The sequence below is a fragment of the Blastococcus sp. SYSU DS1024 genome (assembly GCF_054050795.1).
In genome coordinates, this window is sequence record NZ_JBJHAA010000011.1 from 70,332 (window position 1) to 96,367 (window position 26,036).

26 protein-coding genes are annotated in these 26,036 nt (G+C 73.8%); 13 read left to right on the forward strand and 13 right to left on the reverse strand.

Annotation, left to right across the window (positions count from 1 at the left end; all coding sequences use genetic code 11):
- Positions 1-84 precede the first annotated feature (84 nt).
- The 5 genes from ACI79S_RS11955 to ACI79S_RS11975 all read right to left on the reverse strand — a co-directional run bounded on the left by ACI79S_RS11955 (position 85) and on the right by ACI79S_RS11975 (position 5,903).
- Positions 85-1,200, reverse strand: coding sequence for an ABC transporter ATP-binding protein (locus tag ACI79S_RS11955; protein WP_456593652.1), 1,116 nt, complete (start codon positions 1,198-1,200; stop codon positions 85-87).
- Positions 1,193-2,245 (reverse strand): ABC transporter ATP-binding protein, encoded by a 1,053-nt coding sequence (locus ACI79S_RS11960; protein ID WP_456593653.1) that lies wholly within the window; start codon positions 2,243-2,245, stop codon positions 1,193-1,195. Before ACI79S_RS11960 ends, ACI79S_RS11955 begins: the two co-directional genes overlap by 8 nt.
- Positions 2,242-3,183: an ABC transporter permease gene (locus ACI79S_RS11965; RefSeq protein ID WP_456593654.1), complete on the reverse strand. Its 942-nt coding sequence runs from the start codon at positions 3,181-3,183 to the stop codon at positions 2,242-2,244. The genes ACI79S_RS11960 and ACI79S_RS11965 overlap by 4 nt, the downstream gene beginning before the upstream one ends.
- Positions 3,176-4,099 carry an ABC transporter permease gene (locus ACI79S_RS11970; RefSeq protein WP_456593655.1) on the reverse strand — a complete coding sequence of 308 codons (924 nt, stop codon included), beginning with the start codon at positions 4,097-4,099 and terminating at the stop codon, positions 3,176-3,178. The genes ACI79S_RS11965 and ACI79S_RS11970 overlap by 8 nt, the downstream gene beginning before the upstream one ends.
- A 148-nt stretch (positions 4,100-4,247) precedes the next feature.
- Complete coding sequence (locus ACI79S_RS11975; protein WP_456593656.1) at positions 4,248-5,903, reverse strand: peptide ABC transporter substrate-binding protein; 1,656 nt, start codon at positions 5,901-5,903, stop codon at positions 4,248-4,250.
- Between the two features lie 357 nt (positions 5,904-6,260).
- Between ACI79S_RS11975 and ACI79S_RS11980 the strand changes: the two genes are divergently transcribed.
- Positions 6,261-6,431 carry a CsbD family protein gene (locus ACI79S_RS11980; protein WP_456593657.1) on the forward strand — a complete coding sequence of 57 codons (171 nt, stop codon included), beginning with the start codon at positions 6,261-6,263 and terminating at the stop codon, positions 6,429-6,431.
- Positions 6,432-6,554: 123 nt separating this feature from the next.
- Here the strand turns inward: ACI79S_RS11980 and ACI79S_RS11985 are convergent, their stop codons facing one another.
- Positions 6,555-7,313: a (deoxy)nucleoside triphosphate pyrophosphohydrolase gene (locus tag ACI79S_RS11985; RefSeq protein ID WP_456593658.1), complete on the reverse strand. Its 759-nt coding sequence runs from the start codon at positions 7,311-7,313 to the stop codon at positions 6,555-6,557.
- A 27-nt stretch (positions 7,314-7,340) separates the two neighbouring features.
- On the opposite strand from ACI79S_RS11985, the gene ACI79S_RS11990 reads away from it, so the two are divergent.
- From ACI79S_RS11990 to ACI79S_RS12010, 5 genes are all read left to right on the forward strand, one after another.
- Entirely contained in the window at positions 7,341-7,877 is a 537-nt protein-coding gene (locus ACI79S_RS11990) for an RrF2 family transcriptional regulator (protein WP_456593659.1), read from the forward strand.
- A 230-nt stretch (positions 7,878-8,107) separates the two neighbouring features.
- Entirely contained in the window at positions 8,108-9,781 is a 1,674-nt protein-coding gene (locus tag ACI79S_RS11995) for a nitrite/sulfite reductase (protein WP_456593660.1), read from the forward strand.
- Positions 9,778-9,951: a hypothetical protein gene (locus ACI79S_RS12000; RefSeq protein WP_456593661.1), complete on the forward strand. Its 174-nt coding sequence runs from the start codon at positions 9,778-9,780 to the stop codon at positions 9,949-9,951. Before ACI79S_RS11995 ends, ACI79S_RS12000 begins: the two co-directional genes overlap by 4 nt.
- Positions 9,948-10,658, forward strand: a complete 711-nt coding sequence (locus tag ACI79S_RS12005; RefSeq protein ID WP_456593662.1) for a phosphoadenylyl-sulfate reductase — start codon at positions 9,948-9,950, stop codon at positions 10,656-10,658. The genes ACI79S_RS12000 and ACI79S_RS12005 overlap by 4 nt, the downstream gene beginning before the upstream one ends.
- Before the next feature lie 25 nt (positions 10,659-10,683).
- The gene (locus ACI79S_RS12010) at positions 10,684-10,974 is read left to right on the forward strand and encodes a 4a-hydroxytetrahydrobiopterin dehydratase (RefSeq protein ID WP_456593663.1); all 291 of its coding nucleotides are present in this window, start codon (positions 10,684-10,686) and stop codon (positions 10,972-10,974) included.
- A gap of 46 nt (positions 10,975-11,020) precedes the next feature.
- Here the strand turns inward: ACI79S_RS12010 and ACI79S_RS12015 are convergent, their stop codons facing one another.
- Positions 11,021-13,279, reverse strand: coding sequence for a PhoX family protein (locus tag ACI79S_RS12015; protein ID WP_456593664.1), 2,259 nt, complete (start codon positions 13,277-13,279; stop codon positions 11,021-11,023).
- A gap of 199 nt (positions 13,280-13,478) precedes the next feature.
- Between ACI79S_RS12015 and ACI79S_RS12020 the strand changes: the two genes are divergently transcribed.
- The gene (locus ACI79S_RS12020; RefSeq protein ID WP_456593665.1) at positions 13,479-14,108 is read left to right on the forward strand and encodes a hypothetical protein; all 630 of its coding nucleotides are present in this window, start codon (positions 13,479-13,481) and stop codon (positions 14,106-14,108) included.
- 7 nt (positions 14,109-14,115) lie between these two features.
- Here ACI79S_RS12020 and ACI79S_RS12025 read toward each other — a convergent pair whose 3' ends face one another.
- Together ACI79S_RS12025 and ACI79S_RS12030 are read right to left on the reverse strand one after the other, a co-directional pair.
- On the reverse strand, positions 14,116-14,505 hold the full coding sequence (locus tag ACI79S_RS12025) for a DUF3037 domain-containing protein (RefSeq protein WP_456593666.1): 390 nt from the start codon (positions 14,503-14,505) through the stop codon (positions 14,116-14,118).
- Positions 14,502-15,359 (reverse strand): HipA family kinase, encoded by an 858-nt coding sequence (locus tag ACI79S_RS12030; RefSeq protein WP_456593667.1) that lies wholly within the window; start codon positions 15,357-15,359, stop codon positions 14,502-14,504. Before ACI79S_RS12030 ends, ACI79S_RS12025 begins: the two co-directional genes overlap by 4 nt.
- Positions 15,360-15,518: 159 nt before the next feature.
- Between ACI79S_RS12030 and ACI79S_RS12035 the strand changes: the two genes are divergently transcribed.
- Together ACI79S_RS12035 and ACI79S_RS12040 are read left to right on the forward strand one after the other, a co-directional pair.
- Positions 15,519-17,081, forward strand: a complete 1,563-nt coding sequence (locus ACI79S_RS12035; RefSeq protein ID WP_456593668.1) for a putative bifunctional diguanylate cyclase/phosphodiesterase — start codon at positions 15,519-15,521, stop codon at positions 17,079-17,081.
- Between the two features lie 42 nt (positions 17,082-17,123).
- Positions 17,124-17,669 carry a DUF1990 family protein gene (locus ACI79S_RS12040; protein ID WP_456593669.1) on the forward strand — a complete coding sequence of 182 codons (546 nt, stop codon included), beginning with the start codon at positions 17,124-17,126 and terminating at the stop codon, positions 17,667-17,669.
- Here ACI79S_RS12040 and ACI79S_RS12045 read toward each other — a convergent pair.
- From ACI79S_RS12045 to ACI79S_RS12055, 3 genes are read right to left on the reverse strand one after another with little or no spacing between them, the layout of a single operon-like run.
- Positions 17,666-18,403, reverse strand: a complete 738-nt coding sequence (locus tag ACI79S_RS12045; RefSeq protein ID WP_456593670.1) for an ABC transporter permease — start codon at positions 18,401-18,403, stop codon at positions 17,666-17,668. The genes ACI79S_RS12040 and ACI79S_RS12045 overlap by 4 nt on opposite strands.
- Positions 18,404-18,411: 8 nt before the next feature.
- On the reverse strand, positions 18,412-19,314 hold the full coding sequence (locus ACI79S_RS12050; RefSeq protein ID WP_456593671.1) for an ABC transporter ATP-binding protein: 903 nt from the start codon (positions 19,312-19,314) through the stop codon (positions 18,412-18,414).
- Between the two features lie 47 nt (positions 19,315-19,361).
- Complete coding sequence (locus ACI79S_RS12055) at positions 19,362-20,186, reverse strand: formate/nitrite transporter family protein (protein ID WP_456593672.1); 825 nt, start codon at positions 20,184-20,186, stop codon at positions 19,362-19,364.
- A gap of 413 nt (positions 20,187-20,599) precedes the next feature.
- Between ACI79S_RS12055 and ACI79S_RS12060 the strand changes: the two genes are divergently transcribed.
- From ACI79S_RS12060 to ACI79S_RS12075, 4 genes are read left to right on the forward strand one after another with little or no spacing between them, the layout of a single operon-like run.
- Complete coding sequence (locus tag ACI79S_RS12060) at positions 20,600-21,586, forward strand: ABC transporter ATP-binding protein (protein ID WP_456593673.1); 987 nt, start codon at positions 20,600-20,602, stop codon at positions 21,584-21,586.
- Positions 21,586-22,413 (forward strand): ABC transporter permease, encoded by an 828-nt coding sequence (locus tag ACI79S_RS12065; RefSeq protein WP_456593674.1) that lies wholly within the window; start codon positions 21,586-21,588, stop codon positions 22,411-22,413. Before ACI79S_RS12060 ends, ACI79S_RS12065 begins: the two co-directional genes overlap by 1 nt.
- A gap of 46 nt (positions 22,414-22,459) precedes the next feature.
- Complete coding sequence (locus ACI79S_RS12070; protein ID WP_456593675.1) at positions 22,460-23,662, forward strand: sensor histidine kinase; 1,203 nt, start codon at positions 22,460-22,462, stop codon at positions 23,660-23,662.
- Positions 23,659-24,264 carry a response regulator transcription factor gene (locus ACI79S_RS12075; RefSeq protein WP_456593676.1) on the forward strand — a complete coding sequence of 202 codons (606 nt, stop codon included), beginning with the start codon at positions 23,659-23,661 and terminating at the stop codon, positions 24,262-24,264. Before ACI79S_RS12070 ends, ACI79S_RS12075 begins: the two co-directional genes overlap by 4 nt.
- An 18-nt stretch (positions 24,265-24,282) precedes the next feature.
- Here ACI79S_RS12075 and ACI79S_RS12080 read toward each other — a convergent pair whose 3' ends face one another.
- Positions 24,283-25,848: a succinic semialdehyde dehydrogenase gene (locus ACI79S_RS12080; protein WP_456593677.1), complete on the reverse strand. Its 1,566-nt coding sequence runs from the start codon at positions 25,846-25,848 to the stop codon at positions 24,283-24,285.
- Between the last annotated feature and the right edge of the window lie 188 nt (positions 25,849-26,036).

Sequence of the window (26,036 nt, forward strand, 5' to 3'; positions counted from 1 at the left end):
CCTCACCGTGCGGCGTCCTCCCTCACCGTGCACCGCGAGGGAGGACGCGCTGGGATCAGGTCACCTGATCCCAGCGCGAGGTGCTCAGCCCTCGGTGGGGACGACCGCGCGCGCCTCGGCGAAGTGGCACGCCGACGGGTGGCCCTGCCCCCGGTCGACCAGGGCCGGCGGCTCGGTGGCGCAGATGTCCTGGGCCTTCCAGCAGCGGGTGCGGAACCGGCAGCCCGACGGCGGGTTGGCCGGGCTCGGGACGTCGCCCTGCAGCAGGATCCGCTCCTTGAGCCCGCGCAGGTGCGGCTCGTGCACCGGGACGGAGGAGAGCAGCGCCTGCGTGTACGGGTGGGACGGCGAGCCGTAGACCTGGGCGTCGGTGCCCTCCTCCACGATGCTGCCCAGGTACATCACCGCGACCCGGTCGGAGATGTGCCGCACCACGGACAGGTCGTGGGCGATGAAGAGGTAGGAGAGCCCGAAGTCGTTCTGCAGGTCCTCCAGCAGGTTGACGACCTGCGCCTGGACCGAGACGTCCAGGGCGCTCACCGGCTCGTCGCAGACGATCACCTCGGGCTGCAGGGCCAGGGCCCGGGCGATGCCGATGCGCTGCCGCTGCCCACCGGAGAACTGGTGCGGGTACCGGTTGACGAAGTCGGGGTTCAGCCCGACCCGCTCCATCAGCTCCTGGGTGCGCTGCAGCCGCCCCTGCTTCGGCGCGACGTCGGCGTGCACCGACCAGCCCTCGGCCACGATGTCCCCGACGGTCATCCGCGGGTTCAGCGAGGCGTAGGGGTCCTGGAAGATGATCTGGACCTCGCGCCGGTACTGCTTGAGCGCGCGGCCGCTCATCTTCGTGACGTCGTCACCCTTGTAGAGGATCTGGCCGTCGGTCGGCTTCTCGAGGGACACGAGCAGCTTGGTGACCGTCGACTTGCCGCAGCCGGACTCACCCACCAGGCCGACCGTCTCGCCGCGGCGCAGCTGCAGGTTCACCCCGTCGACGGCCCGGACGTGGCCGACCGTGCGCTTGAGGACGATGCCCTGGGTGAGGGGGAAGTGCTTCTTGAGGTCCTTGACCTCCAGCAGCACCTCACCGGGGCGGTGGGCCGGGCGGGTCGCCGCCGCGTCGGCCGCGTCGGACAGCCTCTGCCGGTCCGCCTCCGCGGACCGGTCCGCTGCGCTGCTCCCGGAGCTGGCGTCAGACACCGAGGACCTCCTCGCTGTAGTGGCAGGCCGCCTCGCGACCGGGGACGACCAGCCGCAGCGGCGGGGCGTCGGCGACGCAGTCGCGGCCCGCGGCGGCCTCCGCACCGGTGCGGCGCCTGGGGCAGCGCGGGTGGAACGGGCAGCCCGACGGGATCGCGGCCAGGTTGGGCGGCTGCCCGCCGATCGGCTGGAGCCGGCCGCCCTTGACCTCGACCTGCGGGATGGAGCGCATCAGGCCGTCGGTGTAGGGGTGGGCGGGGTTGCCGAACACCTCGTCGACGGTGCCGCGCTCCACGATGCGGCCGGCGTACATGACCGCCACGTTGTCGGCCACCTCGTTGACCACGCCGAGGTCGTGGGTGATGAGGATGAGCCCCATCCCGGTGTCCCGCTGCAGGTCCTTGAGCAGGTCCATCACCTGCGCCTGCACGGTGACGTCGAGCGCGGTGGTCGGCTCGTCGGCGATGAGGATGCGCGGGTCCAGCGCGAGCGCCATGGCGATCATCACGCGCTGGCGCATGCCGCCGGAGAACTGGTGCGGGTAGTCGTTCACCCGCTGCCTGGCGGCCGGGATGCGGACGCGCTCCATCAGCTCGACCGCGTGCTCCTTGGCCTCCTTGCGGGAGGTGCCCCGGTGGGCCCGGAACATCTCGCCGATCTGGAAGCCGACGCTGTACACGGGGTTCAGCGAGGAGAGCGCGTCCTGGAAGATCATCGAGATCCCCGGCCCGCGGACCTTGCGCTGCTCCTCCTCCGGCAGCGTGAGCAGGTCACGCCCCTCGAAGACGATCCGGCCGCTGGTGACCTCCGCCGGAGGGGAGTCGAGGATGCCCATGATCGCCTGGGCGGAGACGGACTTGCCGGAGCCGGACTCCCCCAGGATGGCGAGGGTCTCCCCCGCCGAGACCGTGTAGCTCACGCCGTTGACGGCGTTGACCACCCCGGACTCGGTGCGGAACTCCACCCGCAGGTCGTCGACCTCGAGGACGGGTGTCCCGGCACCGCGGGCGGGGCCGGACGGAACGGATGTGGACGCGGTGCTCATGAACGCTGCTTCGGGTCGAGGGCGTCGCGCAGGGCGTCACCCATGAGGACGAAGGCCATCACCGTCAGGGTGAGGATCAGGCTCGGGAAGAGGACGGCGTGCGGCGCGGTGCGCAGCAGGCTCTGCCCGGTGTTGATCTGCAGACCCCACGAGATCGCCGGCGGCTGGAGCCCCACCCCGAGGAAGGTCAGCGTCGCCTCCGCGGCGATGAGGATGCCGATCGTGATGGTGGCGTAGACGAGCACCGGGGCGACGGCGTTGGGCAGGATGTGCCGCATCAGGATGCGGGTGTCGGAGGCCCCCATCGCCCGGGCGGCGGCCACGTAGTCCGAGCTCTTGATCGCGATCACCTGAGACCGGACCAGCCGCATGGCGGTCATCCAGCCGAAGAGCGCCAGCGCGATCGCCACCGCGACCACGCCCCGGCCGAGGATGCCGCTGCGCAGGACCACCAGCGCGCCGAGGATCAGCGGCAGCGCGTAGAAGATGTCCGCGATCCGGCTCAGGATGCTGTCGGTGACGCCGCCGTAGTAGCCGGAGATGGCCCCGACCAGCACCCCGAGCACCAGGATCACCACGACCGCCAGCAGACCGATGATCAGCGAGTTCCGGGCCCCGTAGACGACGTTGGCCAGGTAGTCGCAGCCCTGCTGGTCGAAGCCGAACCAGTGCTCCGCCGACGGCTCGGCGTTGGAGTTGGCCAGGTTGCACGACCGCGGGTCGACCCCGCGGGCGAAGACCGACGGCAGCAGCGCCATGCCGACGAACAGCAGGCCCAGCACGGCGCCGATCCAGAAGAGGAAGTTGCCCTTGAGCTGCCGCCAGGCGTCGCTCCAGAGGCTGTTCTGGCGGGCCTGCGCCTCCTCGTCGTGCGCCCCGGTCACGGCGCCGGCCCCGGCCTCGTCGTGACCGACGGCCGTCAACTTCGGGTCACTCATAGCGGATCCTCGGGTCGAGGACGGCGTAGAGCACGTCGACGACCAGGTTGAAGAAGATGAAGACGAAGACCAGGAGCGTCACGATGCCGACGACGACGGCGCCCTCCTGGGCCCGCACGGCGTCGAAGACGGCCCGGCCGATGCCCGGCAGGTTGAACACCGTCTCGGTGACGATGGCGCCGCCCATGAGGGTGCCGATGTCGGCGCCGATGAAGGTGACGACGGGGATCAGGCTGTTGCGCAGCGTGTGCCGGACGATGACGTCGCGGCGCGGCAGGCCCTTGGCGCGCGCGGTGCGCACGTAGTCGGCGCGCATGTTCTCGGCGATGCTCGTCCGCGTGAGGCGAGCCACGTAGGCCAGCGACCCGGCGGCGAGGACGAGGCCGGGCAGCAGGTAGCTGTACCAGCCCTCGTTGATGCCGGCGATCGGGAACAGGCCCAGCTGGAGCCCGAAGGTGTACTGCGCGACGAACGCCAGCACCAGGATCGGGATCGACACGATCAGCGTGGTGCTCACCAGCACCACGTTGTCGAAGAAGCCGTTCTTGCGGATGCCGGCCAGCACGCCGGCGACGATGCCGATGCCGATCTCGAAGGCGATGGCGACCAGCGCCAGCCGCACGGTGACCGGCATCCGCTGGGAGATCGTGTCCAGCACCTCGCGGCCGCGGAAGTCGGTGCCGAAGTCACCCTGCAGCAGGTCGCCGACGTACTTGACGTACTGCAGCCACAGCGGGTCGTTGAGGTTGAACTCCTCGGTCAGCTGGGCGACCACGGCGGGGGCGAGGGGGCGGTCGCCGCCCAGGGCGCGGATCGGGTCGCCCGGCAGCGCGTAGACCAGCGCGAAGATCAGAAAGGAGGCCCCGACCAGGACGGGGATGGTGAGTAGAAAGCGGCGCGCGATGTAGCGGCCCATGTCGCTCCTCGGTCGAGACGCGCCGCGCCCATGTGGCGGGCGCGGAGGCGTCGTCCATGATGCGGGACGAGCCCGAGCGGCCGACCGCCGGGGAGCCCGGCCCGGTCTGGGCGGGGATCCCCGGCGGCGGCCGTGCGGTGCGGCTTGCTCAGCCCTGCGGCGTGACCTTCTTGAGGTCGATGTCGCCGAACACGTCGATCACGACGTCGCTGACGTTCTCCGAGTGGGCGGCCTGCTCCACGTCGAAGAACATCGGGATGATCGGCATGTCCTGGAGCAGGATGTCCTCGGCCTGGTTGTAGTACTCGATGGCCTCCTCGTTGCTCTCGGCGCTGTTGCCCTGCTGGATCAGCGCGTCGAACTCCGGGTTCGAGTAGAACGTGGCGTTGGAACCCGCCGGCGGCAGGGCCGCGGTGGAGTACAGCGGCTCCAGGTAGTTCTGCGGGCTCGGGTAGTCCATGCTCCAGCCGAGGCGGAAGGGACCGGTCACACCCTGCTCGTCCAGCAGCGGGAGGTACTCGGCGAAGTCCAGCTCGCCCCGCAGGACGTAGTCGACACCGACGTTCTCGCGCAGCTGGTTGCCCACGGCCTGCACCCACGCGTCGTGGCCGGCGCCCGCGTTGAACCACAGCTCGATCGGCTGGCTGCGGTCGAAGCCCGCCTCGTCGAGGAGCTGGTTGGCCTGCTCGACGTCCAGCTCGCAGTACTCGCAGACGCCCTCGCGGTAACCGTCGACGACGGGCGCGACGTAGGCGTCGGCGGGCTCGCGGCTGCCGGCGAAGATGGCGTCCGAGATCGCCTGCCGGTCGACGGCCATCGACAGCGCCTGCCGGACCTGCGGGTCGGAGAAGCGCTCGTCGTAGGTGGGGTACCCGAGGTAGGTGAACCCGGACGACGGGGCCTCGAGGAAGCGGTCGCCGAGCACGTCCTCGGCCGAGGCGATGGCGTCCGGCGGAAGGTCCGGCAGGACGTCGAGGTTGCCGGCCTGGAGGTCGTTGTAGCCGGTGTTCAGGTCGGCGTAGACCCGGAACTCCACCTGCTCGGCGACGGGCGCGTCTTCACCGGCGTAGTCCTCGTACCGGGTGACGGTGAAGCCCTGACCGGGGACGAACTCCTCGGTCGCCTCGAAGGCGCCGTTGCCGATCGGCTGGCGGCCGAAGCCCTCCGGGTCCTCGAAGAAGGCCTCGGGCAGCGGCCAGAAGGCGTTGTAGCCGACGGTCACCGGGAACTGGGCGAACGGGGTCGCGAGGGTCACCTCGAAGGTGTTCTCGTCGATGACCTCGAGGCCGCTCATCTCCTGGGCGGCGGGGTCACCGGTGACGTTGCCCTCGTCGTCGGTGGGGGCCTGCAGGTCGTCGTAGCCCAGGATGTTCGAGAAGAAGTACGAGGCACCCTGCGCGTTCGGGCTGTAGGCCGTGTAGTTCCACGCGTCGACGAACGACTGCGCGGTCACGGGGGTGCCGTCGTGGAAGGTCCAGCCCTCCTTGAGCTCGACGGTCCAGGTGGTGTTGTCCTCGGACTCGATCGACTCCGCGACGCCGGTGTACTCCACCTCGCCGTCCGCGGCGTACTCCACCAGGCCGGTCCACAGACCGGAGATGATCTGGTGGCCCTCGCTCTCGGTGGTGTTGCCCGGGATGAGGGCGTTCTCCGGCTCGCCGACGTAGATGCTGTACGAACCGCCGCCGTCGGCGGAGGTGCCGCCGCCGCCGCCGTTGTCGTCGCTACCACCACAGGCGGACAGCATCATCGCGGCGGCGACGCCGGCCGCGACGAGCCCACCTCTGCGCTTGCTCAACTTCACGTGCAATGCCTCCCTCGACCCGCGCGAGCGGGGGGAACGGACAGGTCGACCCACGACCCGCGGGCGGGTGGGCGACTGGATGGTCTCGAGCCGGACGCAGCCGGACCGCGGAGGATCGGGACTGCGACGGGTGGACCCTAGGCACGCCCCGGAGAGGGTGTCCACGGCCGTCATCGAGTTGTGACCTGGGCTCACGATCCGCGCGCTCACCGCAACTTCCACGCCTCGCAGGGCGTCCGGCGGGCGGTTGTCCCGTAACCGGGCGGGTCGAGCCGGACGGCTTCCGGCGCACGTGTCGGGGCGAGCCGGGGCGGGTAGAAGCCGCCCACGCACCCGACGACGACCGGAGGTACTGCGATGAGCGGCACGGACAAGACCACCAGCAAGATCGAGGAGCTGTCCGGCAAGGGGAAGCAGGCGCTCGGTGACGCCACCGACGACCGCGATCTGCAGGCCGAGGGCAAGAAGGAAGAGTCCAAGGGCAGCCTCAAGCAGGCCGGCGAGAAGGTGAAGGACGCCTTCAAGTAAGGCCTCCCGCCCCCGCGCAGGGGGCTCCTGGCGACCGACGGGCGCCGCTCCCGCTCCGGGCGCGGCGCCCGTCGCCGTCCCGGGCACCCTCTTCCCCGGGCTCCGAGCCGGAGCCGACAGCGTTCAGCGACGGGTGAGCAGGTCCCGGACGGCGGGGAGGAGGGGGCGGTCGGCGGGGATCCAGTCGAGCGCGTCGAGGTCGGCTGCGCCGACCCAGCGCAGCTGGGTGTGCTCCCGCGCCACCGGTCGGCCGGAGGCGATCCGCGCCCACCACACCCGCATCGTCGAGGCCCCGGGCGCACCGCCACCGACCGTGCCGTCCAGGAGCACCTCCCCCAGGAAGGACTGCGGCGCGACCGCCACCCCCAGCTCCTCGGCACACTCCCGCACGAGCGCCGCCAGGTCGCTCTCCCCCGGCTCGACCTTGCCGCCGGGGAACTCCCAGCACCCGTCGAAACGCCCGCCCGAGCGCTGCGCGACGAGCAGCCGGTCGCCGTCGACCAGCGCGGCACCGACGACCTGCACGACCTCGCGCGCCCGCAGCGCGGCCGCCGCGGCGTACGCGTCCAGGTGCGCCTGCATGGCGCGGGCGACCCGGCGCCGCAGCACGAGCCGGTCGACCACGCCACCGAGCGGGCCGGGCAGCCCGGTCTCCCAGTCGACCTGCTCCTCGACCAGCGTGCCGGCGCCGGTGGCGGAGAAGCGGCGCGCATGGGTGACCCGACCGCGCGCCCCGACCGGCGCGGCGAACACGTCCCGCTCCGGCCGCACCGAGACGACCTCCTCCAGCGGGAACGGCCAGGGCCGACCCAGGGCACGGGCGACGTCGAACGCCACGGTCAGCGGCGCCTCCACCGAGGCGGTGAAACGCAGCCGGAACACGCAGGCACTCTCCCAGATGGCGGCAGTATGGGCAGCGTGCGCATCAACGCCCGGGTCGACTACGCCGTCCGAGCCGTCGTGGAGCTCGCCGCGGCGGCCCCCGAGGCGCTGACCTGCGATCGCATCGCGACCGCCCAGGACATCCCGAACCGCTTCCTGCAGGCCATCCTCGCCGACCTGCAGCACGCCCGCCTGGTCACCAGCCAGCGCGGCCGGGACGGCGGGTACCGGCTGGCCCTGCCCGCGTCGGAGATCTCGATCGCCCGCGTGATGCGGGTGGAGCAGGGCTTCCTCGCCGAGGTGCACGGCCAGCGGCCGGAGGACGTCAGCTACCCCGGTGCCGCGGCCGGCCTGGCCGAGGTGTGGGTCGCCGCCCGCGAGGCCTACCGCCGGGTGCTCGAGGGGGTGACCGTGGCCGACGTCGTCGCCGGGCAGCTCCCCCCGCACGCCGCCGAGCTGGTCGCCCTCGAGGCTGCGTGGCGGTCGTTCAGCGAGCCCGTCCCGGCCGAGGGAGACCACGACGCACCGGCCGACGGCACGCGGCGGCCCCGCCCCCTCGGGTGAGCCGCGCGCCGGGTCGCCCGGGATGTGGGAGGATCGCGACATGACCGACCGCGGCAGCCTCCTCGTCGCGCGTCTGCACATCGACCTGGCGCTCGTCTCCAGCGCCGCCTGTCGCGCCGCGCGCTGACCCAGGTCCTCCGCGCAGCTGTCCCGCTGCGTCCCGAACCAGCAGCGCCTCCCACCCCGGCCGGCTGCCGGGCGGTCGGCGAGCGCAGGAAGAAGTACGCCACGTGAGCACCCCCACCCGGAGCAGCAACCGGCCGCAGCGCGGTCAGGGCCAGTGGGCGCTGGGCTACCGCGAACCGCTCAACCCCAACGAGCGGATGAAGAAGGACTCCGACGGCCTCGAGGTGCGCCAGCGGATCCTCGACATCTACTCGAAGACCGGGTTCGAGGGCATCGACCCCGGTGACCTGCGGGGCCGCATGCGCTGGATGGGCCTGTACACCCAGCGCGCCCAGGGCATCCCCGGCGGGAAGACCGCCGTGCTGGAGCCCGAGGAGCTCGAGGACTCCTACTTCATGATGCGCGCGCGCATCGACGGCGGGCAGCTGACCAGCGACGCGCTGCGCGTCCTCGGCGGCATCAGCACCGAGTTCGGTCGCGACGTCGCCGACGTCACCGACCGGCAGAACGTGCAGTACCACTGGATCCGCATCGAGGACGTCCCCGAGATCTGGCGGCGGCTGGAGTCGGTGGGTCTCTCCACGATGGAGGCCTGCGGCGACGTGCCGCGCGTGATGCTCGGCTGCCCGCTGGCCGGGATCCTCGAGGACGAGGTCGTCGACGCCACCGACGTCATCGCCGAGACCGTCGCGAAGTACGTGGGCAGCCCCGAGTTCAGCAACCTGCCCCGCAAGTGGAAGACGTCGATGTCCGGCTGCGTCGACCACTGCACCGAGCCCGAGATCGACGACGTCTCCTTCGTCGGCGTCGTGAACGAGGCCGGCGAGGCGGGCTACGACCTCTGGGTCGGCGGCGGGCTGTCCACCAACCCGATGTTCGCCCAGCGGATCGGCGTCTTCGTCCGGCCCGACCAGGTCACCGACGTCTGGGCCGCCTGCACCGCCGTCTTCCGCGACTACGGCTACCGCCGGCAGCGCAACCGCGCCCGGATCAAGTTCCTCATGGCCGACTGGGGCCCGGAGAAGTTCCGCCAGGTGCTGCAGGACGAGTACCTGAAGGAGGCGCTGCCCGACGGCCCGGCGCCCGCCCCGGCCAAGCACGACCAGCGCGACCACGTCGGCGTCAGCCGGCAGAAGGACGGCCGCAACGCCGTCGGCTTCGCGCTGCGCACCGGCCGGATCAGCGGCTCGCTGCTCACCACGATCGCGAACCTCGCCGACGAGTACGGGCAGGGGCGCATCCGGACGACGACGCAGCAGAAGCTGGTCATCCTCGACGTGCCCGACGAGAACGTCGAGCCGCTGATCGAGGCGCTGGCCGAGCACGACCTGCAGGTGCGGCCCAGCGCCTTCCGCCGCGGCACGATGGCCTGCACCGGCCTGGAGTTCTGCAAGCTGGCGATCGTGGAGACCAAGCAGCACGCGCAGGAGCTCTACGCCGAGCTGGAGCGGCGGCTGCCGGACTTCGACGTGCCGATCGGCATCAACGTCAACGGCTGCCCGAACAGCTGCGCCCGCTTCCAGACCGCCGACATCGGCTTCAAGGGCTCGATGGTGCGCGACGACACCGGCGAGATGGTCGAGGGGTTCCAGGTGCACCTGGGCGGCCACCTCGGCGTGGAGGCCACCTTCGGCCGGAAGTTCCGCGGCCACAAGGTGACGAAGGCCGAGACCGCGGACTACTGCGAGCGCGTGCTGCGCGGCTTCCTCGACCGCCGGACGCCGGGCGAGTCCTTCGCCCACTACGTCGCCCGCGCCGAGGAGGACTGGCTGCTGTGACGGAGGATCCGGACGCGGGAAGGACCCGGCAGCTTCCGGTGTTCCACTGCCCGTACTGCGGGGACGAGGAGCTGACGCCCTACGAAGGGGAGTCGGCCGCCGGGTGGCGCTGCGGCGCCTGCCTGCGGGCCTTCTCGGTCCGCCTGATCGCAACGGGGGTGCAGGGATGACGATCGCGCTGCGTCCGACGCCGCTGCTGGCCCAGGCGGCCGACGGCTGGTTCGCCGGCATCGAGGACCCGGTCGAGCAGGCGCTCGCCGTCCTCCGCTGGGCCGGTGACACCTTCGGCGACGGGTTCGCCATCACCTCCTCGATGGCCGACGGGCTGCTCGCGCACCTCGCCAGCACCGCCATCCCGGGCGTGCACGTGATCTTCCTCGACACCGGTTACCACTTCGCCGAGACGATCGGCACCCGCGACTGGATCTCCTCGGTCCTGCCGATCACGCTGGTCAACGTGCGGCCGGAGCAGACCGTGGCGCAGCAGGACCTCGAGTTCGGTCCCGCGCTGCACGACCGGGACCCGGACCTGTGCTGCTCCCTGCGCAAGGTCCAGCCGCTGGCGCAGAGCCTGTCCGGCTACGTGGCCTGGGGGTCGGGCGTCCGGCGGGACGAGTCGCCGACGCGCGCCGGCACGAAGATCGTCGACTGGGACGCCAAGCGCGAGATGGTCAAGATCAACCCGATCGCTGCCTGGACCCAGGCGGACGTCGACCGCTACGTCGCCGAGCACTCCATCCCGGTCAACCCGCTGTTCGAGATCGGGTACAGCTCGATCGGGTGCGCGCCGTGCACCCGCCCGGTCGCACCGGGCGAGGACCCGCGCGCCGGCCGCTGGGCCGGCTCCACCAAGACCGAGTGCGGCCTGCACCTCTGAAGAAACACCCCGTCACCATGGGCGGATGCCTCGCCCACCCCGCCTCGCCCCTGACGAGCTCTCCGCCGCGCTCCGCGATCTCCCGCTGTGGTCGGGGGACGGCGACGGCATCCGCCGCACCGTCGAGCTGCCGAGCTTCCGCGCCGCCGTCGCCGCGATCGTCGCGATCGCGGACGTCGCGGAGGAGATGGACCACCACCCGGACGTCGACCTGCGCTTCCGGCGCCTGCACTTGACGCTGGTCAGCCACTCCGCCGGCGGGGTCAGCGAGCTGGACCTGGAGCTGGCCCGCCGCATCGACGCCTTCCTGCCCTGAGACGACGCGAGCCCCGCACCGGACCGGTGCGGGGCTCGCGCTCCTCTCAGCTGCCGATGCGGCCACCGTCGGGGCGGTAGACGACGGCGACGCTCGGCCGCGGGAACGGCCGGTAGGCCTGCATGTCGGGCCACCTGCTCGACGGGTTCTCCACCGTGGAGCCGGTGGTCTCACCGGGGTGCTGCACGGAGACGAACACCGACCGGCCGTCCGACGGGATCATCGGCCCGCTGCACTCGGCGCCGATGGGAACGGTCAGGAACGCCTTGAGGTGGCCCCGCTCCGGGCCCTCGGTGGGAACGGCGAAGAGCCCGTCGTTCGTGCCGCCGATGGTGCCCGCCTCCTGGTTGCGCGTGGAGAGCACGTTCCCGTCGGTGGAGATCCACAGGTTGCCGGCCGGGTCGAACTCCAGGTTGTCCGGGCACGAGATGGCGCTGACCTGCGACTTGTCGTAGCCGGCGAAGTACGTGCCGGGGTACTCCGGGTCGCCGCAGAGGAGGAAGATCCGCCAGTTGAACGTGTCCCCGGTGGCGGACCCGACCTCTTCCCACTCGATGACGTGCCCGTTGCGGTTGCCCGGCCGCTCCTCGAACCTCGCCGGCGTGCCGGCCTCCTCGTCCGCGGGCACGAACGCGAACGAGCGGGTCAGCGGGTTGGCCTCGTCCGCCCCCGGGCGGCCGCTCTGCCCGGTCCGGTTCGAGTTGTTGGTCAGCGCGGCGTACACCCGGCCGTTGACCGGGTTCGTCTGGATGTCCTCGGGCCGGTCCATCTTGGTCGGCACCTTCGACTCGTCGACGACCTGGATGTTCTCCGGGTCCGGGAAGTCGCCGAACTCGTCGAGCTGCTTGCCGAGCCGGTCGGCGGCCTGGCGGGTGAACGTCAGGACCCAGGCGACGTCCTTGCCCGGGATCATCGACCGGCCGTCCTTGACCAGCGGGATCCACTGACCCACGCCGTCGAACTCCCCGTCGGCGGGCAGCCGGCCGCTGCCGTCGATCTCGGCGGCCGGGGAGTCGCCGGTGAAGCGGGCGACGTAGAGGTCACCCTCCTCGAGGAGGGTCATGTTGTGCTGGCGCGTCGCCCGGTCGGTGCCCTGCCGGTACTTCTTCGTCGACACGAACTTGTAGATGTACTCGAAGCGCTCGTCGTCGCCGGAGTACGCCACGACCCGGCCGTCCTCGGCGATCCGCACGTCGGCGCCCTCGTGCTTGAAGCGCCCCAGGGCGGTGTGCTTCCGGGGCGTCGAGGTCGGGTCGTAGGGGTCGACCTCGACGACCCAGCCGAACCGGTTGACCTCGTTCGGCTCCTGGCTGAGGTCGAACCGCGGGTCGACGGTGTGCCACTTGCGGGTCGGGACGTCCTCGGGGCTGACGCCGTACCGGCGCAGCGCCGCCATCTGGGTGGCCTCGCTGATCGGCGCCGTCGTCCCGAAGTACTGGTTGAAGTTCTCCTCGCCGTGCAGCGTCGTGCCCCACGGGGTGACCCCGCCCGCGCAGTTGTTCAGCGTGCCCAGGACGGTCCGGCCTTCGGGGTCGGCACTCGTCCGCAGGTACTCGGAGCCGGCGGCCGGCCCGGTCAGCAGGAAGGGGGTGTCGGTCGTGATCCGGCGGTTGCGGTCGCGCTCGCGCGTGGCCCGCCACTGACCGGCCGGACCGTCCCGGCGGACCTTCACCACCGAGATGCCGTGCGCCATCATCGCGATGCGCTTCTGCTCGTCGGGGATGTCCCCCGCACCCTCCTCGTCGGCGACACCGGCGAACATCAGCTGCTCGTCGGTGTACTCGTGGTTCACCACCAGCAGCGCGTTGCGGTCGTCCAGGGGCAGCCACCCGATGAAGTCGCAGTTGTAGCCGAACTGCTTGGCCTGGGCCTCGGGGGTCTGCCGGTCGATGCGGAACGGCGGCGCCCCGGGCAGCACCGGGTCACCCCAGCGCATGACCACGCTGGAGGCGTAGCCGGCGGGGACGACCAGCTCGTCGAGGAAGTTCTGCTCGACCGGCTCGAACGTCAGGGCCCCCGCGGCGCCACCACCGCGGCGGGACGAAGGGGCCTGGGCCGCGGCCGGGAGAGCCGGTCCGGCCGCGACGACCAGGGCGCTGACGCCGGCCGCCTTCAGCAGGTTGCGCCGGCTGAACGAGTGCTGGACCACGGCGGCGAAGGTCGGGTTGTCCGTCGGGTTGGGGACGGCGCTGTCACAGGCGTTGCCGCACTTGTAGAAGCAGGTCGTGTGGCTGCGGCTGCCGTGCCGGATGCCGGAGAACAGGGGCAGCAGCGCGCGCTTGCGCGGCTCGAGGATGTCGGTCATCAAAACCCTCTTGATCGAGAGGAAGTGGGGCGCGCGAAGCCAAACGGGCGCCGGCCACCACGACGTGACCGCTCGGTGAATGGGCGCTGACCTCCTGGCCACCGTTCTCGTCGCGCGCGGTGGACGGCCGCTCACGGCCCGGCGCCCGGCTCGCGGCAGGGCCGCGACGGTAGAACCGGAACCGCCTAGGGTCGTCGGCATGGAGACACGGGACGTCGCCGCTCCCACCGCCGCGGCCGGGGAGCCGCGCCGCCATCCCGGCCGGTGGCTGCCGGTGGCCGCGCTGGCCGCCGGTGCGGCGGTGCTCGCCCTCACCACGGTGCTGGCCGACCTGGTCGACCAGCCGATCTCCACCTTCACCCGCGACTGGCAGGTCACCGCCGACGCCGCCTGGTACGTCGGCGCCGTCAGCATCGTCAACGGCATGGTGTGGGCGACGACCGCCGGGCTGTCGTTCCTCGCGGCCTGGCTCGCGCCCGCGCAGCGCGGCCGGCTGCTGGGGCTGGGCACCCTGGTCCTGGTGCTGGCCGCCGACGACGCCCTGCTGCTGCACGAGACGATCGGCCCGTTGCTCGGGGTGCCCCAGGAGCTGATCCTCGCCGGCTACGCCGCGCTGACCGCCGTGCTGCTCATCGCCTTCCTGCGGCCACCACGCGACCTCGTCTGCGCCGTCGTCGTCCTCGGCGCGGCGCTGCTGGGCGCCTCGGTCGCCCTGGACCAGTTCGCGGAGGGCCGGCACCTGCTCGAGGACGGGGCGAAGCTGCTCGGCGCCCTGACCTGGCTCACCGTGCCGGTGCTGGTCGTGCTGCGACGGCCCGACGGCCGCTGAGGTCGGGTCAGCCCTCGACCGGGAGCACCAGCAGGCGCAGCAGCCGCTCGGCCTCGGCGTCGGGGTCGGCCGTCAAGCCGGTGTGCACCGGTCCCGGCTGGACGACGGTGCTGCGCGGTGCGGTGAGCCAGCGGAACCGGGAGCCGAGCGCCTCCCGCCCGGCCGCACCGGCGCCCGGATCGGCCGAGCAGACGTCGGCGGCCGCCTGCAGCGCCCGGCCGATGGCCACCGGATCGGCGGTGGGGTCCAGGGCGCGCAACCGGTCGACGTCGAGGTGCACCCGCGAGCCCAGGTAGTCGCGCTGCCGGCAGTAGACGAGCACGCCGGCGTTGAGCGACTCGCCCCGCTCGACGCGCGGCACGACGCGGAGCACCGCGTACTCGAAGGTGTCCTTCATCGCTGGCTGATCCCTTCCGGCGGCGGCGGCCCCAGCCACGCGGGCCGGTTCTCCCCGCGCGGCGCCCGCCGGCGGCCCGCTCCCCCGGCGGCGGCCGCGGCGACCACCCCGGGCAGCCACGCCGCGCGGGCGTCCAGCCGGGCGAGCAGCTGCTCGACGTAGCGGGACCGGACGGCGTCGGGCGCGGCACCGGCCTGCGGGTCGTCGAGCCACTCGCCGGGCACCTGCGCCAGCACCCGGTCCAGCAGCTCGCGGGTGACCCGGCCGGCCAGCGCCGTGTCGGCCGCGGGCACGTCGGGGGCGCACTCGACCAGGGCGTGCGCCGATGCGTCGTAGGGCCGGACCACGGCTGCTTCCGCCCCCGGCCAGTGGTGGTGGAAGGTGAGCGCGGCGCCGTGGTCGATCAGCTGCAGCCGGCCGTGCCAGAACACCATGTTCGGGTTGCGCCAGGAGCGGTCGACGTTGCCGATCAGCGCGTCGAACCACAGCACCCGGCCGGCGAGCTCCGGGTCGACGCCGTCGGCGCCGGCCTCGAAGTCCAGCGCGCCGGGGAGGTAGTCCAGCCCGAGGTTGCGCCCGGCCGACCGCTGCAGCAGCTCCTGCACCTCGTGGTCGGGCTCGCCCACGGCCAGCTCGGGGACGACGTCGACGGTGACCAGCGCCGGCACCGGCAGACCCAGCGCCCGGGCGAGCTCGGCGCAGACGACCTCGGCGACCAGCACCTTCACGCCCTGCCCCGCCGCGCGCCACTTCACCACGTAGGTGCCCAGGTCGTCGGCCTCCATGAGCCCGGGCAGCGAGCCACCCTCGCGCAGCGGGGTGACGTAGCGGGTGGCGGTGACGGAGGGCAGCACAGTGCGGCCAACCTACGCCCGGCGCGGCTGCGCGCCCCCGGCGGCACGGCGTCGGCCGGCAGCGCCACCCGTCGGGGGGATCCGGGTGCGCCGCTGCTCAAGGACGGGGCCGGGGCGGTCGATCCTCCGCGCGAGGTCGCCGGCCGGAGGAGGTGGCGCGTGGACCGATCCGCCCAGCCCGGTGCGATCCGTGCGCTGCGTGCCCGCGTCCTGCGGGAGGCCGCCGTCGTCGCCCTCCTCACCGCGGCCGCCGCCGTCGCCAGCGTGCACTGGGGCCTGCCCGACCGCCTGGGCGGGCCCGCGGACGACGTCGTGCTCGTCCTCGCGTTCTCGCACCTGCTGATGATGGTCTTCGGCAAGCGCCGCTCGGACGAGCTCAAGGCGGAGGTGCTCTCCCGGCGGCAGGCCGAGGACGAGCTCCGGTACCGGGCCCGGCACGACGCGCTGACCGGTCTGCTGAACCGGGCTGCGCTGGGCGAGGAGATCGGGTCGGCCGTCGACGACGCGCGGGCCGGCGGTCCGGCGATCGCGGTGCTCCTGCTCGACCTCGACCGGTTCAAGGAGGTCAACGACGCCCTCGGCCACCACGTCGGCGACGCCCTGCTGCGGTCGGTGGCCGACCGGCTGGCCGAGGAGCTGCGCGAGGAGACCGTGCTCGCCCGCCTGGGCGGCGACGAGTTCGTCGTGCTGCTGCGCGGCTGCGGGGCCGAGGAGGCCGAGCAGGTGGCGCAGCGGGCGCTGCGCGCGATCCGCCGCCCCTTCCCCGTCGACGGGCTCCTGCTGGAGGTGGACGGCAGCTGCGGGGTGGCCGTCGAGGGCGAGCGGGCGGCGGATCTGCTCCGGCACGCCGATGTCGCGATGTACGCGGCGAAGGCCGACCAGCTGGGCGTCGCGGTGTACCGGCCCGCGCTCGACGCCGACGCCCCGGCGCAGCTGCGCACCTTCGGGGAGCTGCGCCGAGCCATCCGGGACGGCGAGCTGCTCGTGCACTACCAGCCCCGGGTGGCGGTCGCCGACGGCCGGGTGCTCGGCGTCGAGGCGCTGGTGCGCTGGCAGCACCCCGAGCGCGGGCTGGTGCCGCCGGCGGAGTTCATCCCGCTGGCCGAGCAGACCGGCCTGATCCGCCCGATCACCGACGCGGTGCTGGAGCAGGCGCTGGCCGCCTGCCGGCGCTGGCGGGACCAGGGCCTGGAGCTCACCGTCGGCGTCAACCTCTCGGCGCGCAGCCTGCTGGACACCTGCCTGGTCGACCGGGTGGCCGGGCTCCTGCGCGCGCACGGGTTGCCGGCGGGCTGCCTCGAGCTGGAGATCACCGAGAGCGCGGCGATGAAGGACCCCGGCCGCGCGCTGGAGGTGCTGCACCGGCTGCGCGACCTCGGCGTGGAGCTGTCCGTGGACGACTACGGCACCGGGCACGCCTCGCTGGCCTACCTGACCCGGTTGCCGGTGAGCACGCTGAAGATCGACCGCTCCTTCGTCCAGACGATGGAGCTCGACGCCGGCGACCGGACGATCGTGCGCTCGACCGTCGAGCTGGCGCACAGCCTCGGGTTGCGGGTGGTGGCCGAGGGGGTGGAGACCCGGGCGACCTGGGCGGAGCTGGCCCGCCTGGGCTGCGACGCCGCCCAGGGTTTCTGGCTGGCCCGCCCCATGCCCGACGCGGAGGTCCCCGTCCGCGTCGCCGAGCTGCAGCGGCGGCTCGCGGCACCGCGCGTCTCCTGACCGCACCCGGCGGCGGGCGCGGGTGGACGGGAGACTGGGGGCGTGGGCTTCCTGCGCGTGACCGATCCGGCGCTGCTCGCCGACGTGCCGTTCACCTACGCCGAGGTGGGCGCCACCGGGGGCGCCGCGCTGCCGGCCGGCTACCACCACGCGGAGCACTCCGCGGTCGTGGGCACCGGGCGGGCGGCGTTCGAGCGGGCGGCCGCCGCGGTGCTCGACTGGCGGGCGCAGCGCGGCGCCGGCCTGCGGATCCGCGCCTCGGGGCCGGCCGGCGTACCGGGCACCGTCGTCGTCCTGACCGCGGGGCTGCCGCGGCTGGGGTACGACATCCCCTGCCGGGTCGTCTGTGCCGCCACCGAGGGGACCGAGCGGGGCTTCGCCTACGGCACGCTGCCCGGCCACCCCGAGAGCGGCGAGGAACGGTTCACCGTCCGGCTCACCGACGACGGGGAGGTCGTCTACACGATCCGGGTCTTCTTCCGCCTGGCCTCGCCCGCCGCCCGGCTGGCCGGTCCGCTGAGCCTGGCGCTCCAGCGGGTGGCCACCGCCCGGTACGTGTCGGCGATCCGCCGGGCCGCGCGGGACTAGACGTCGCGGCGCACCAGCAGCGCCGCACCCAGCAACCAGGCCGCCGTCGCCCAGGCGCCGGCCACGAGCAGGCCGGTCTGCCACGAGGTCGCCACGGAGAGGAAGGCGTCCTCCCCCACCCGGAACGCCGGCAGCCAGCGCGAGACCCGCACGCTGAACTCCGTGCCGGCGATCGCGAGCACCGGCGGGAGCACCAGCAGCAGCGCCAGCGCGACGCCGAGGGCACCGGCCGTCGAGCGCAGCGCCGCCCCCAGACCGACGGCGAGCACCCCGGTGAGCGCCGCCCCGGCGACCTGCAGCCACAGCTGGCGCAGCACGTCGGCATCGGTGGGCGGGATGCCCCCGGGGACGGCGGTGAGCCGGGTGGCGGCCAGCAGGCAGAGGGCCGCGACGACCGCGGTGAGCAGCACGCTCCAGGCGACGACGACGACGGTCTTGGCGAGCAGCAGCCGGCCGCGGCGGGGCACCGCGGTCACGGTGGCCAGCACCAGCCCGGTGCGGAACTCGCTGCTGACCACGAGCACGCCGAGGACCACCAGCGGCACGGGGCCGAAGCCGAACCCGGTGAGCGCCGAGCTCACCGCGAGGTCCGCCCGCGGCGCTGCCTGCGTGGTCGCCGCGGCGAGCCAGCCCGCGCCGCCGACCAGCAGCACGAACAGCGCCGAGCACCACCAGGTGGAGCGCGTCGACCGCAGCTTGGTCCACTCGCTGCCCACGACCGCGGAGAACGGCACGCCGCGGCTCACGGGGTGCCCGCCCGGTACTCGACGTCGTCGCCGGTGAGCTCCAGGTACGCCTCCTCGAGGGAGGTGGTGACCGGGCTGAGCTCGTGCAGCCGCACGCCGAGCTCGTGCGCCAGGTCCCCCACCGCAGCCGCGGCCAGCCCGTCGATCCGCAGCGCCCCGTCGATCTCCAGCTCCACCCGGCCGCCGGCGCGCTGCACCGCGGAGGCGAGCACGGGGGCCTGCGGGCTCCGCACCCGCACCGCGACGTGCGCCCCGAGCAGCTCGGCCATCGGGACGTCGGCGAGCAGCCGGCCGCGGCCGAGGACGACGAGGTGGTCGGCGGTGTCCTGCATCTCGCTCATCAGGTGGCTGGAGACCAGCACCGTCCGCCCCTCGTCGGCGAGGTCGCGCAGCAGCTCGCGCACCCACCGGATGCCCTCCGGGTCGAGCCCGTTGACCGGCTCGTCGAGCAGCAGCACCCGCGGATCGCCGAGCAGCGCGGCGGCGATCCCGAGCCGCTGCGCCATGCCGAGGGAGAAGCCCCGCACCCGCTCGTGGGCGACCGGTTCCAGCCCGACCAGCGCGATGACGTCGTCGACCCGGCGGCGCGGCAGCGCATTGCTCTGCGCCAGCGCGAGCAGGTGGGCGTGGGCGGTGCGCCCCGGGTGGCGGGCACGCGGGTCGACGAGCGCGCCGACCTCCCGCATCGGGTGGGCCAGCTCTCGGTACGGCCGCCCGCGCACGGTCGCCGTCCCGGCGGTGGGCCGGGCCAGCCCGAGGATGCACCGCATCGTCGTCGTCTTGCCCGAGCCGTTGGGGCCGAGGAACCCGGTGACCCGGCCCGGCTCGACGGTCACGGTGAGCCGGTCGACCGCCACGCGGCCGCGGTAGCGCTTGGTCAGGCCGGTCAGCTCGATCACGCGGCCAGGATGGCCGACGCCGGCCGGCAGCCGGTGCCGGCGCGCCCCTACCGGCCCGCGGCGACCGCCGAGCGCTCGCGCTCGATCAGCTCCTTGCTGCGCACCAGCCGGATCATCGTGACCACGAGCAGGCCCCCGGCCATGTTGAGCAGCACGGTGTACCAGAACCAGGCCAGCCAGTCCCAGTAGCCGAACGGGGCGCCCGCGTGCAACGCACCGAAGATGAGCAGCGAGTCGAGGATCGAGTGGAAGAGCATCAGGCCGGCCAGCAGGAAGCCGCCGATGACGGAGGCGACGATCTTCCCGCCCTCGGAGTGGGCACCGTGCTGCATCCGGGTCATCAGGGTGATGACGCTGCCGCCGAGGAACGCGAGGGAGACCGACTGCAGGTCCAGCGGCGCCTCGACGAAGTGCACGGCGGACTCGACGGCGACGTCGGCGAGGTCGGGGAAACCCAGCACGACCAGCCACATGACCAGCCAGCCACCGACCAGGTTGGCCACCAGCGTCCCCGCCCACAGCTTCGCCAGCTGGGCGCCGCTGGCGCGACTGGCGAACACCGCGGTCACCGGGACCAGGAACCCTTCGGTGAACAGCTCGCTGCGGCCCAGCATGAGCGCGATGAAGCCGACGCTGAACGCGAGGCCGCCCAGCAGCTCGCTGCCGGTCGCCTCGAGCACCGCGAGCAGGGCGAGCACGCCGACGGCCACCTCGAGGCCGCCCGCCATCCCGGTCGCCAGCACCTCCCGCCACCGGCGGTGCAGCCGCTGGGCGCCCTCGCTGACGATCTTGTCGAACGCCTCGGCGATCTCGTCCTCGGCGGGGGCGTCCGTCACCCCCAGCTCGGCGCGCTTCTGGTCCTGCTGATCCACGGTCACTCCTTCTGCCCGACACCGGGGCCGGGAACCGGGCGGCGCGTTGGCGCGCCCCTACCCGGAGCGGTCCCGCCCCCACACGTGATGGTGCTCATCGCCGGTCATCGGCGGCGTGGCCACGGTCCGGTGATGACCACACCCGACGAGCGCCTGGCTGCGCGGTTCCGCTGATCTGGGCCTGTCGACGAGCTCGACGTCGCCGAGCACGCCCCGGGCTTCCTCGCGGCCCGGGCCGTCCTCGGTCCGAGCGGTCCCGACCCATGACACGCGTCACGGGTCGGGCGTGCGGACGGCGGCGCAGGTCGTGAACGACGGCACCTGTGCCGCGCCCGCCCGGGCGGCAGCGTGAGGGGTGCGACCCGGAGGACCGGCCCGACGGCGGCCGGCGGGGCGCGCCGAGGAGGTTCCGCATGACCACCGTCGACGACTCCCCCCGCGCCCGGCCAGGACCGCGGCGGGACGCGCCACCGGCGGTGGAGGTCACCGACCTGCGGCGCCGCTACGGCGACTTCGAAGCCGTCCGGGGCATCTCCTTCGAGGTGCGCCCCGGCGAGGTGTTCGCGCTGCTCGGCGTCAACGGGGCGGGCAAGACGTCCGCGCTGGAGGTGCTGGAGGGGCTGGCCACGCCCGACGAGGGGACCGTGCGGATCCTGGGCGCCGACCCCCGCCGCGAGCCCGCGGCGGTCCGCCCGCACCTCGGGGTGCTGCTGCAGAGCAGCGGCCTGCCGGGCGATCTCACCGTCGGCGAGACGGTGTCCACCTGGGCGCGCACCCTGACGTCCCCGCGCCCGGTCGACGAGGCGCTCGCGCAGGTGGGCATGACCGCCCGGGCGGACGTCCGGGTGCGCAGCCTCTCCGGCGGTGAGCGCCGGCGCCTCGACCTCGCCCTCGCCCTGCTGGGCCGGCCGCGGGTTCTGGTGCTCGACGAGCCCACCACCGGCCTGGACCCGGAGAGCCGGCGGACGGTGTGGTCGCTGGTGCAGGAGATGGTGCGGGGCGGGACGGCCGTCGTCCTCACCACCCACCACCTCGAGGAGGCCGAGGAGCTGGCCGACCGGATCGCCATCCTGCGCGCCGGCCGGATCGAGCTGGAGGGCACCCCGGAGGAGATCGCCGCCACCCAGCCGGCCGTCATCCGGTTCTCGCTGCCGCCGGCCGCTCCCCCGCTGCCGCCGCTGCCCGGTACCCGGCTGGTCGCCCCCGCTCCCCGGGTCGAGCTGCACACCCGCGACCTGCAGGCGGCGCTGACCGCCCTGCTGGCCTGGGCCGCCGACCACGACGTCGAGCTGACGGGCCTGCAGGCCCGGTCGGCCTCTCTGGAGCAGGCGTTCCTGGCCGTCGCCGACGGCGCCCCCCAGGCCACCGACCGATCCGCCACCGAGAGCAGGAGCGCCTGATGCCCGTCCCCACGACCGCCGCCTCGCCCACGACGACCCCCACCGGGCCCAGCCGGCTCCGGCGCACGCTCGCCCTCGCCGCCGCCGAGACCCGCCTGCTCGGGCGGAATCGCACCGCGGTCGTCAACTCCGTGCTGCTGCCCCTCCTGCTGGTCGCCGCCGTCCCCGTCATGGGGCTCGGCGACGACGCCGTCGCCGTCGGCCCACGACTGGTGGTCACCGCCGTCGGGGTGCTGCTGGTCTTCCTCACGTACTACAACCTGCTCACCACCTTCGTGGCGCGGCGCGAGGAGCTGATCCTGCAGCGCATGCGCACCGGGGAGCTGACCGGCGGGGAGGTGGTCCTCGGCATCGCGGCCCCGACCCTGCTGGTCACCGCCGCCCAGGTCGCCCTCGTCGCGGCCGGGATCGCCGTCCTCGGCGAGTGGGCGGCCCCGGTCGACGTCGTCCTGCCGCTGCTCGCCCTCGTCGGGGGCGCGGCCGTGATGGTGCTGCTGGCCGCGGCCAGCACCGCCTTCACCCGCACCGCCGAGAGCGCCCAGATCACGGCGCTGCCCGTGCTCATGGTGTCCTCCGCCTTGTCCGGGCTGTTCTTCCCGCTGTCGGCGCTGCCCGACGACGTCGCCACGGTGGCGCGGTTGCTCCCGGTCACCCCGGTCGTCGAGCTCAGCCAGCTCGGGCTGGCCGGCCGGACCTGGACCGGTGAGGCGGTCGACCTGGCCGGCGCATGGGGTTCCGCCCTCCTGCCGCTGGCCGTCCTCACCGGTTGGCTGGTCGTGGGGGCGGTGCTCGCCCGGCGCGGGTTCCGCTGGGCGCCGCGCCGGTGAGCCCGGCGGACACGGGCGGCGCAGGCGGCTCGGGCACGATGGCCGGGTGCCGACCGTGATCCGCTGGTGGGGCGACCGCTCGGACCCGGAGCGCATCGAGCTGTACACGCGGTGGTCCTTCTACTCGCTGATCGCCGCCGTCCCGCTGATCGCCGTCGCCATGCTGGGCAGCGCCGTCGATCCCGTCCCCGGCCTCGCGGCGGGGCTGTACCTCGCCGGAGCCCTCGGTACGACCGCCGGCGGGGTGGTGCTGACCCGGCTCGGCCTCGCCGCGCACGGCGACGGCGACGCGCTGCCGGCCGCCGCCCTCGTCGGCTCGTTCGTCGCGGCCGGGGTCATGGCGGCCGCGGGGGTGTGGGCCTTCGGCGGCGACGACCCCGACCCGGCCGTGCCGTGGTCGGTGGCGGTGCCGCTGGGGATCGTCCTGACCACCTGCTCGACGGTCTGGCCGACGCGCCGGCTGCTGCCGCACGCGGTCACCGTCGGGGTGCTCAGCGGGTTCGCGGCCCACCTCGCCGGCACGGCGGCCCCGGCCGCGGCGGTGCAGGGCGTGGTGCTCACCATCGCGGTCGTCGGGGTCATCGCCGCCTTCCGGTTCTCGGTCTGGGTGCTGGACGTGGTGCGCGAGATGGCCCGCAGCCGGGAGGTCCACCTCCAGCTGGCGGTGGCCGAGGAACGGCTGCGGTTCGCCCGCGACCTGCACGACGTGATGGGCCGCGACCTGTCGACCATCGCGGTGAAGAGCCAGCTGGCCGGCGCGCTCGTCCGGCGTGGTCAGCCCGGGGCCGCCGAGGAGCTCGACGACATCAGCCGCATCGCCGAAGGGTCGCTGCGGGAGGTGCGGGAGGTCGTCCGGGGCTACCGTTCGGCGAACCTCGGCGGCGAGCTGGCGGGTGCCCGCTCGGTGCTCCGGGCGGCCGGCGTCGCCTGCAGCGTGGCGGGCGAGGACGCCGGGACGGCGCTGCCCGAGCAGCTGCAGAGCGCGCTCGCCTGGGTGGTGCGCGAGGCGGTGACCAACGTGCTGCGGCACAGCCGTGCGTCGCGGTGCACGATCACCGTGACCGTCACCGAGCAGGAGGCAGGGCTGACCGTGGTCAACGACGGTGCGGACGCGCCGGGGACGGAGTGGGGCAACGGCCTCACCGGGCTCGCCGAACGGCTGACCGCCCTCGGCGGCCGCCTCCGGGCGCGGCCGGCGGACGGCGGTTTCGCGCTGGAGGCCACGGTGCCGGTGGTGGCACGCCGGTGATCCGCGTACTGCTCGCCGACGACGAGAACCTGATCCGCTCGGCGCTGGCCGCGTTGCTGGCGCTGGAGGACGACCTCGACGTCGTCGCGGAGGCGGCCTCCGCCGGCGAGGCGCTGGCGATGGCGCGGGCACACGCTCCCGACGTCGCCGTGCTGGACCTGCAGCTGCCCGACCGCGACGGCATCTCGCTGGCCGCCGACCTCGCCGCCCTCCTGCCCGGCTGCGGGCTGGTGATCGTCACCGGTCACGGGCGGCCGGGCCACCTCAAGCGCGCGCTGGAGGCGGGGGTGCGCGGGTTCCTCCCCAAGACGGTGAACGCCGGGGTGCTGACCACCGTCGTCCGGACGGTGCACACCGGCGGCCGGTACGTCGACCCCGAGCTGGCCGCGGAGGCGATCAGCGCCGGGGACAGCCCGCTGACCCCGCGGGAGGCCGACATCCTGGAGCTCGCCGCCGGTGGCGCGCCGGTGGAGGAGATCGCCGCGCGGGCCCACCTCTCCCCCGGCACGGTCCGCAACCACCTCTCCGCCGCCGCCGCGAAACTGCGGGCGCCGAACCGGCACGCCGCCGTCGCCGAGGCCCGCCGGCACGGCTGGATCTGACGCCGGGCGGCGACGGGCTCACTTCCGGAACGGCATGCGCTTGAGCGCCCGGAGCCCGGCGGTCATCACCGTCGCGTAGCGCTCCAGCGGCAGCCCCGGCACCGGCCCCACCGGCAGCCCTCGCTGGACGGCGACGGTCTGGCTCTCGGTGTACTTGAGGATGCCCTCCCGGCCGTGCCGCCGACCGACGCCCGAGTCCTTCATCCCGCCCATCGGGGCGTCGTGGGAGGCCCACGCCGCGGCATAGGCCTCGTTGACGTTCACCGTCCCGGCCTGGATGCGGGTGGCGAGCTCCGCGCCCCGCGCCGCGGTCGTCCAGATGCTGGCGTTCAGGCCGTAGCAGGTGTCGTTGGCCAGCCGGACCGCCTCGTCGGCGTCGCGCACCCGGGTGATCGCGACGACCGGCCCGAAGGTCTCCTCGCGCGCCAGCTCCATCTCGTCCGTCACGCCCGCGAGCACGGTGGGCTCGTAGAACAGCGGGCCGAGGTCCGGGCGCGGCCGCCCGCCGGCGAGCACCTGCGCGCCCTTGGCGACGGCGTCGCGGACGTGCCGGGCGACGACGTCGAGCTGCTGGGCGCTCACCAGCGAGCCCATCTCGGCGTCCCACGTCAGGCCGGGAGCCAGCCGCATGCGCGCCACCCGCTCGACGAACGCGGCGACGAACCGGTCGTGGACGGCGTCCTCCACGTACATCCGCTCGACCGAGATGCAGAGCTGGCCGGAGTTGGCGAAGCAGGCCCGCACCGCGCCCTCGACGGTCTTCTCCAGGTCGGCGTCGGCGAGCACGATCATCGGGTTCTTGCCGCCGAGCTCCGCGGAGAAGCCGATCAGCCGGCGGGCGCACTGCTCGGCGACGATCCGCCCCGTCGCGGTGGACCCGGTGAACATCAGGTAGTCGACGCCCTCGATCAGCGGCGCGCCGAGCTCGCGACCGGCCCCGGTGACCACCTGGAACAGCTCCCGGGGCAGCCCGGCCTCGTGGAGCAGCTCGACGGCGATCAGCGCGGTGAACGGCGTCTGCGCGTCGGGCTTGAGCACGACCCCGTTGCCGGCCAGGAGCGCCGGGATCGCATCGGAGACGGCGAGGGTGAGCGGGTAGTTCCACGGGCTGATCACGCCGACCAGGCCCTTCGGGTGGTGGTGCTCCACGGTGCGGGTGAGCACCGGCAGCGCGCCCTGGCGCCGGGTGGGGCGCAGGTGCGCGGCCGCGGTGCGCGCGTAGTACCGCGCGGTCATGGCGACGTCGGCCAGCTCCTCGAAGGCGCTGACGCGGGCCTTCCCGGTCTCGACCTGCGCGATGTCGAGGATCTGCTTCTGCCGGTCCAGGACCAGGTCGTGGTAGCGCAGCATCACCGCGGCGCGCTCGGCCATCGGCCGCCGCGCCCACTCGCCCTGCGCGGCCCGCGCGCGGCGCTGCGCCTCCCGCACGTCCTCCGCCGTGCAGGTGGGCACCTGGCCCACGACCTCGCCGGTGAACGGCGCGTACGACGCCTGCCGCGAGCGGCCGGGCGCCGCGGTGACGAGGGCGGCGAGCCGGCTGACCAGCGCAGGGTCCAGGGACGGGTGCGGTGCGGTCGTCGTCATCCCCCACTTCTACCCGGCCGGCCGGGCCCCGACGACCGCTGATCCGGTTCCGCCGGTCGCAGCGAGCGACCGCGTGTGTCCGCCCGGTGGTCCCACGCGGCGGGGGTGCGACGGCCGGTCAGCGTGGAGAATCGCGCCCGCACCGAGCCGTTACCGTCGCCGTCTCCGCGCACAGGAGACCCGCGACG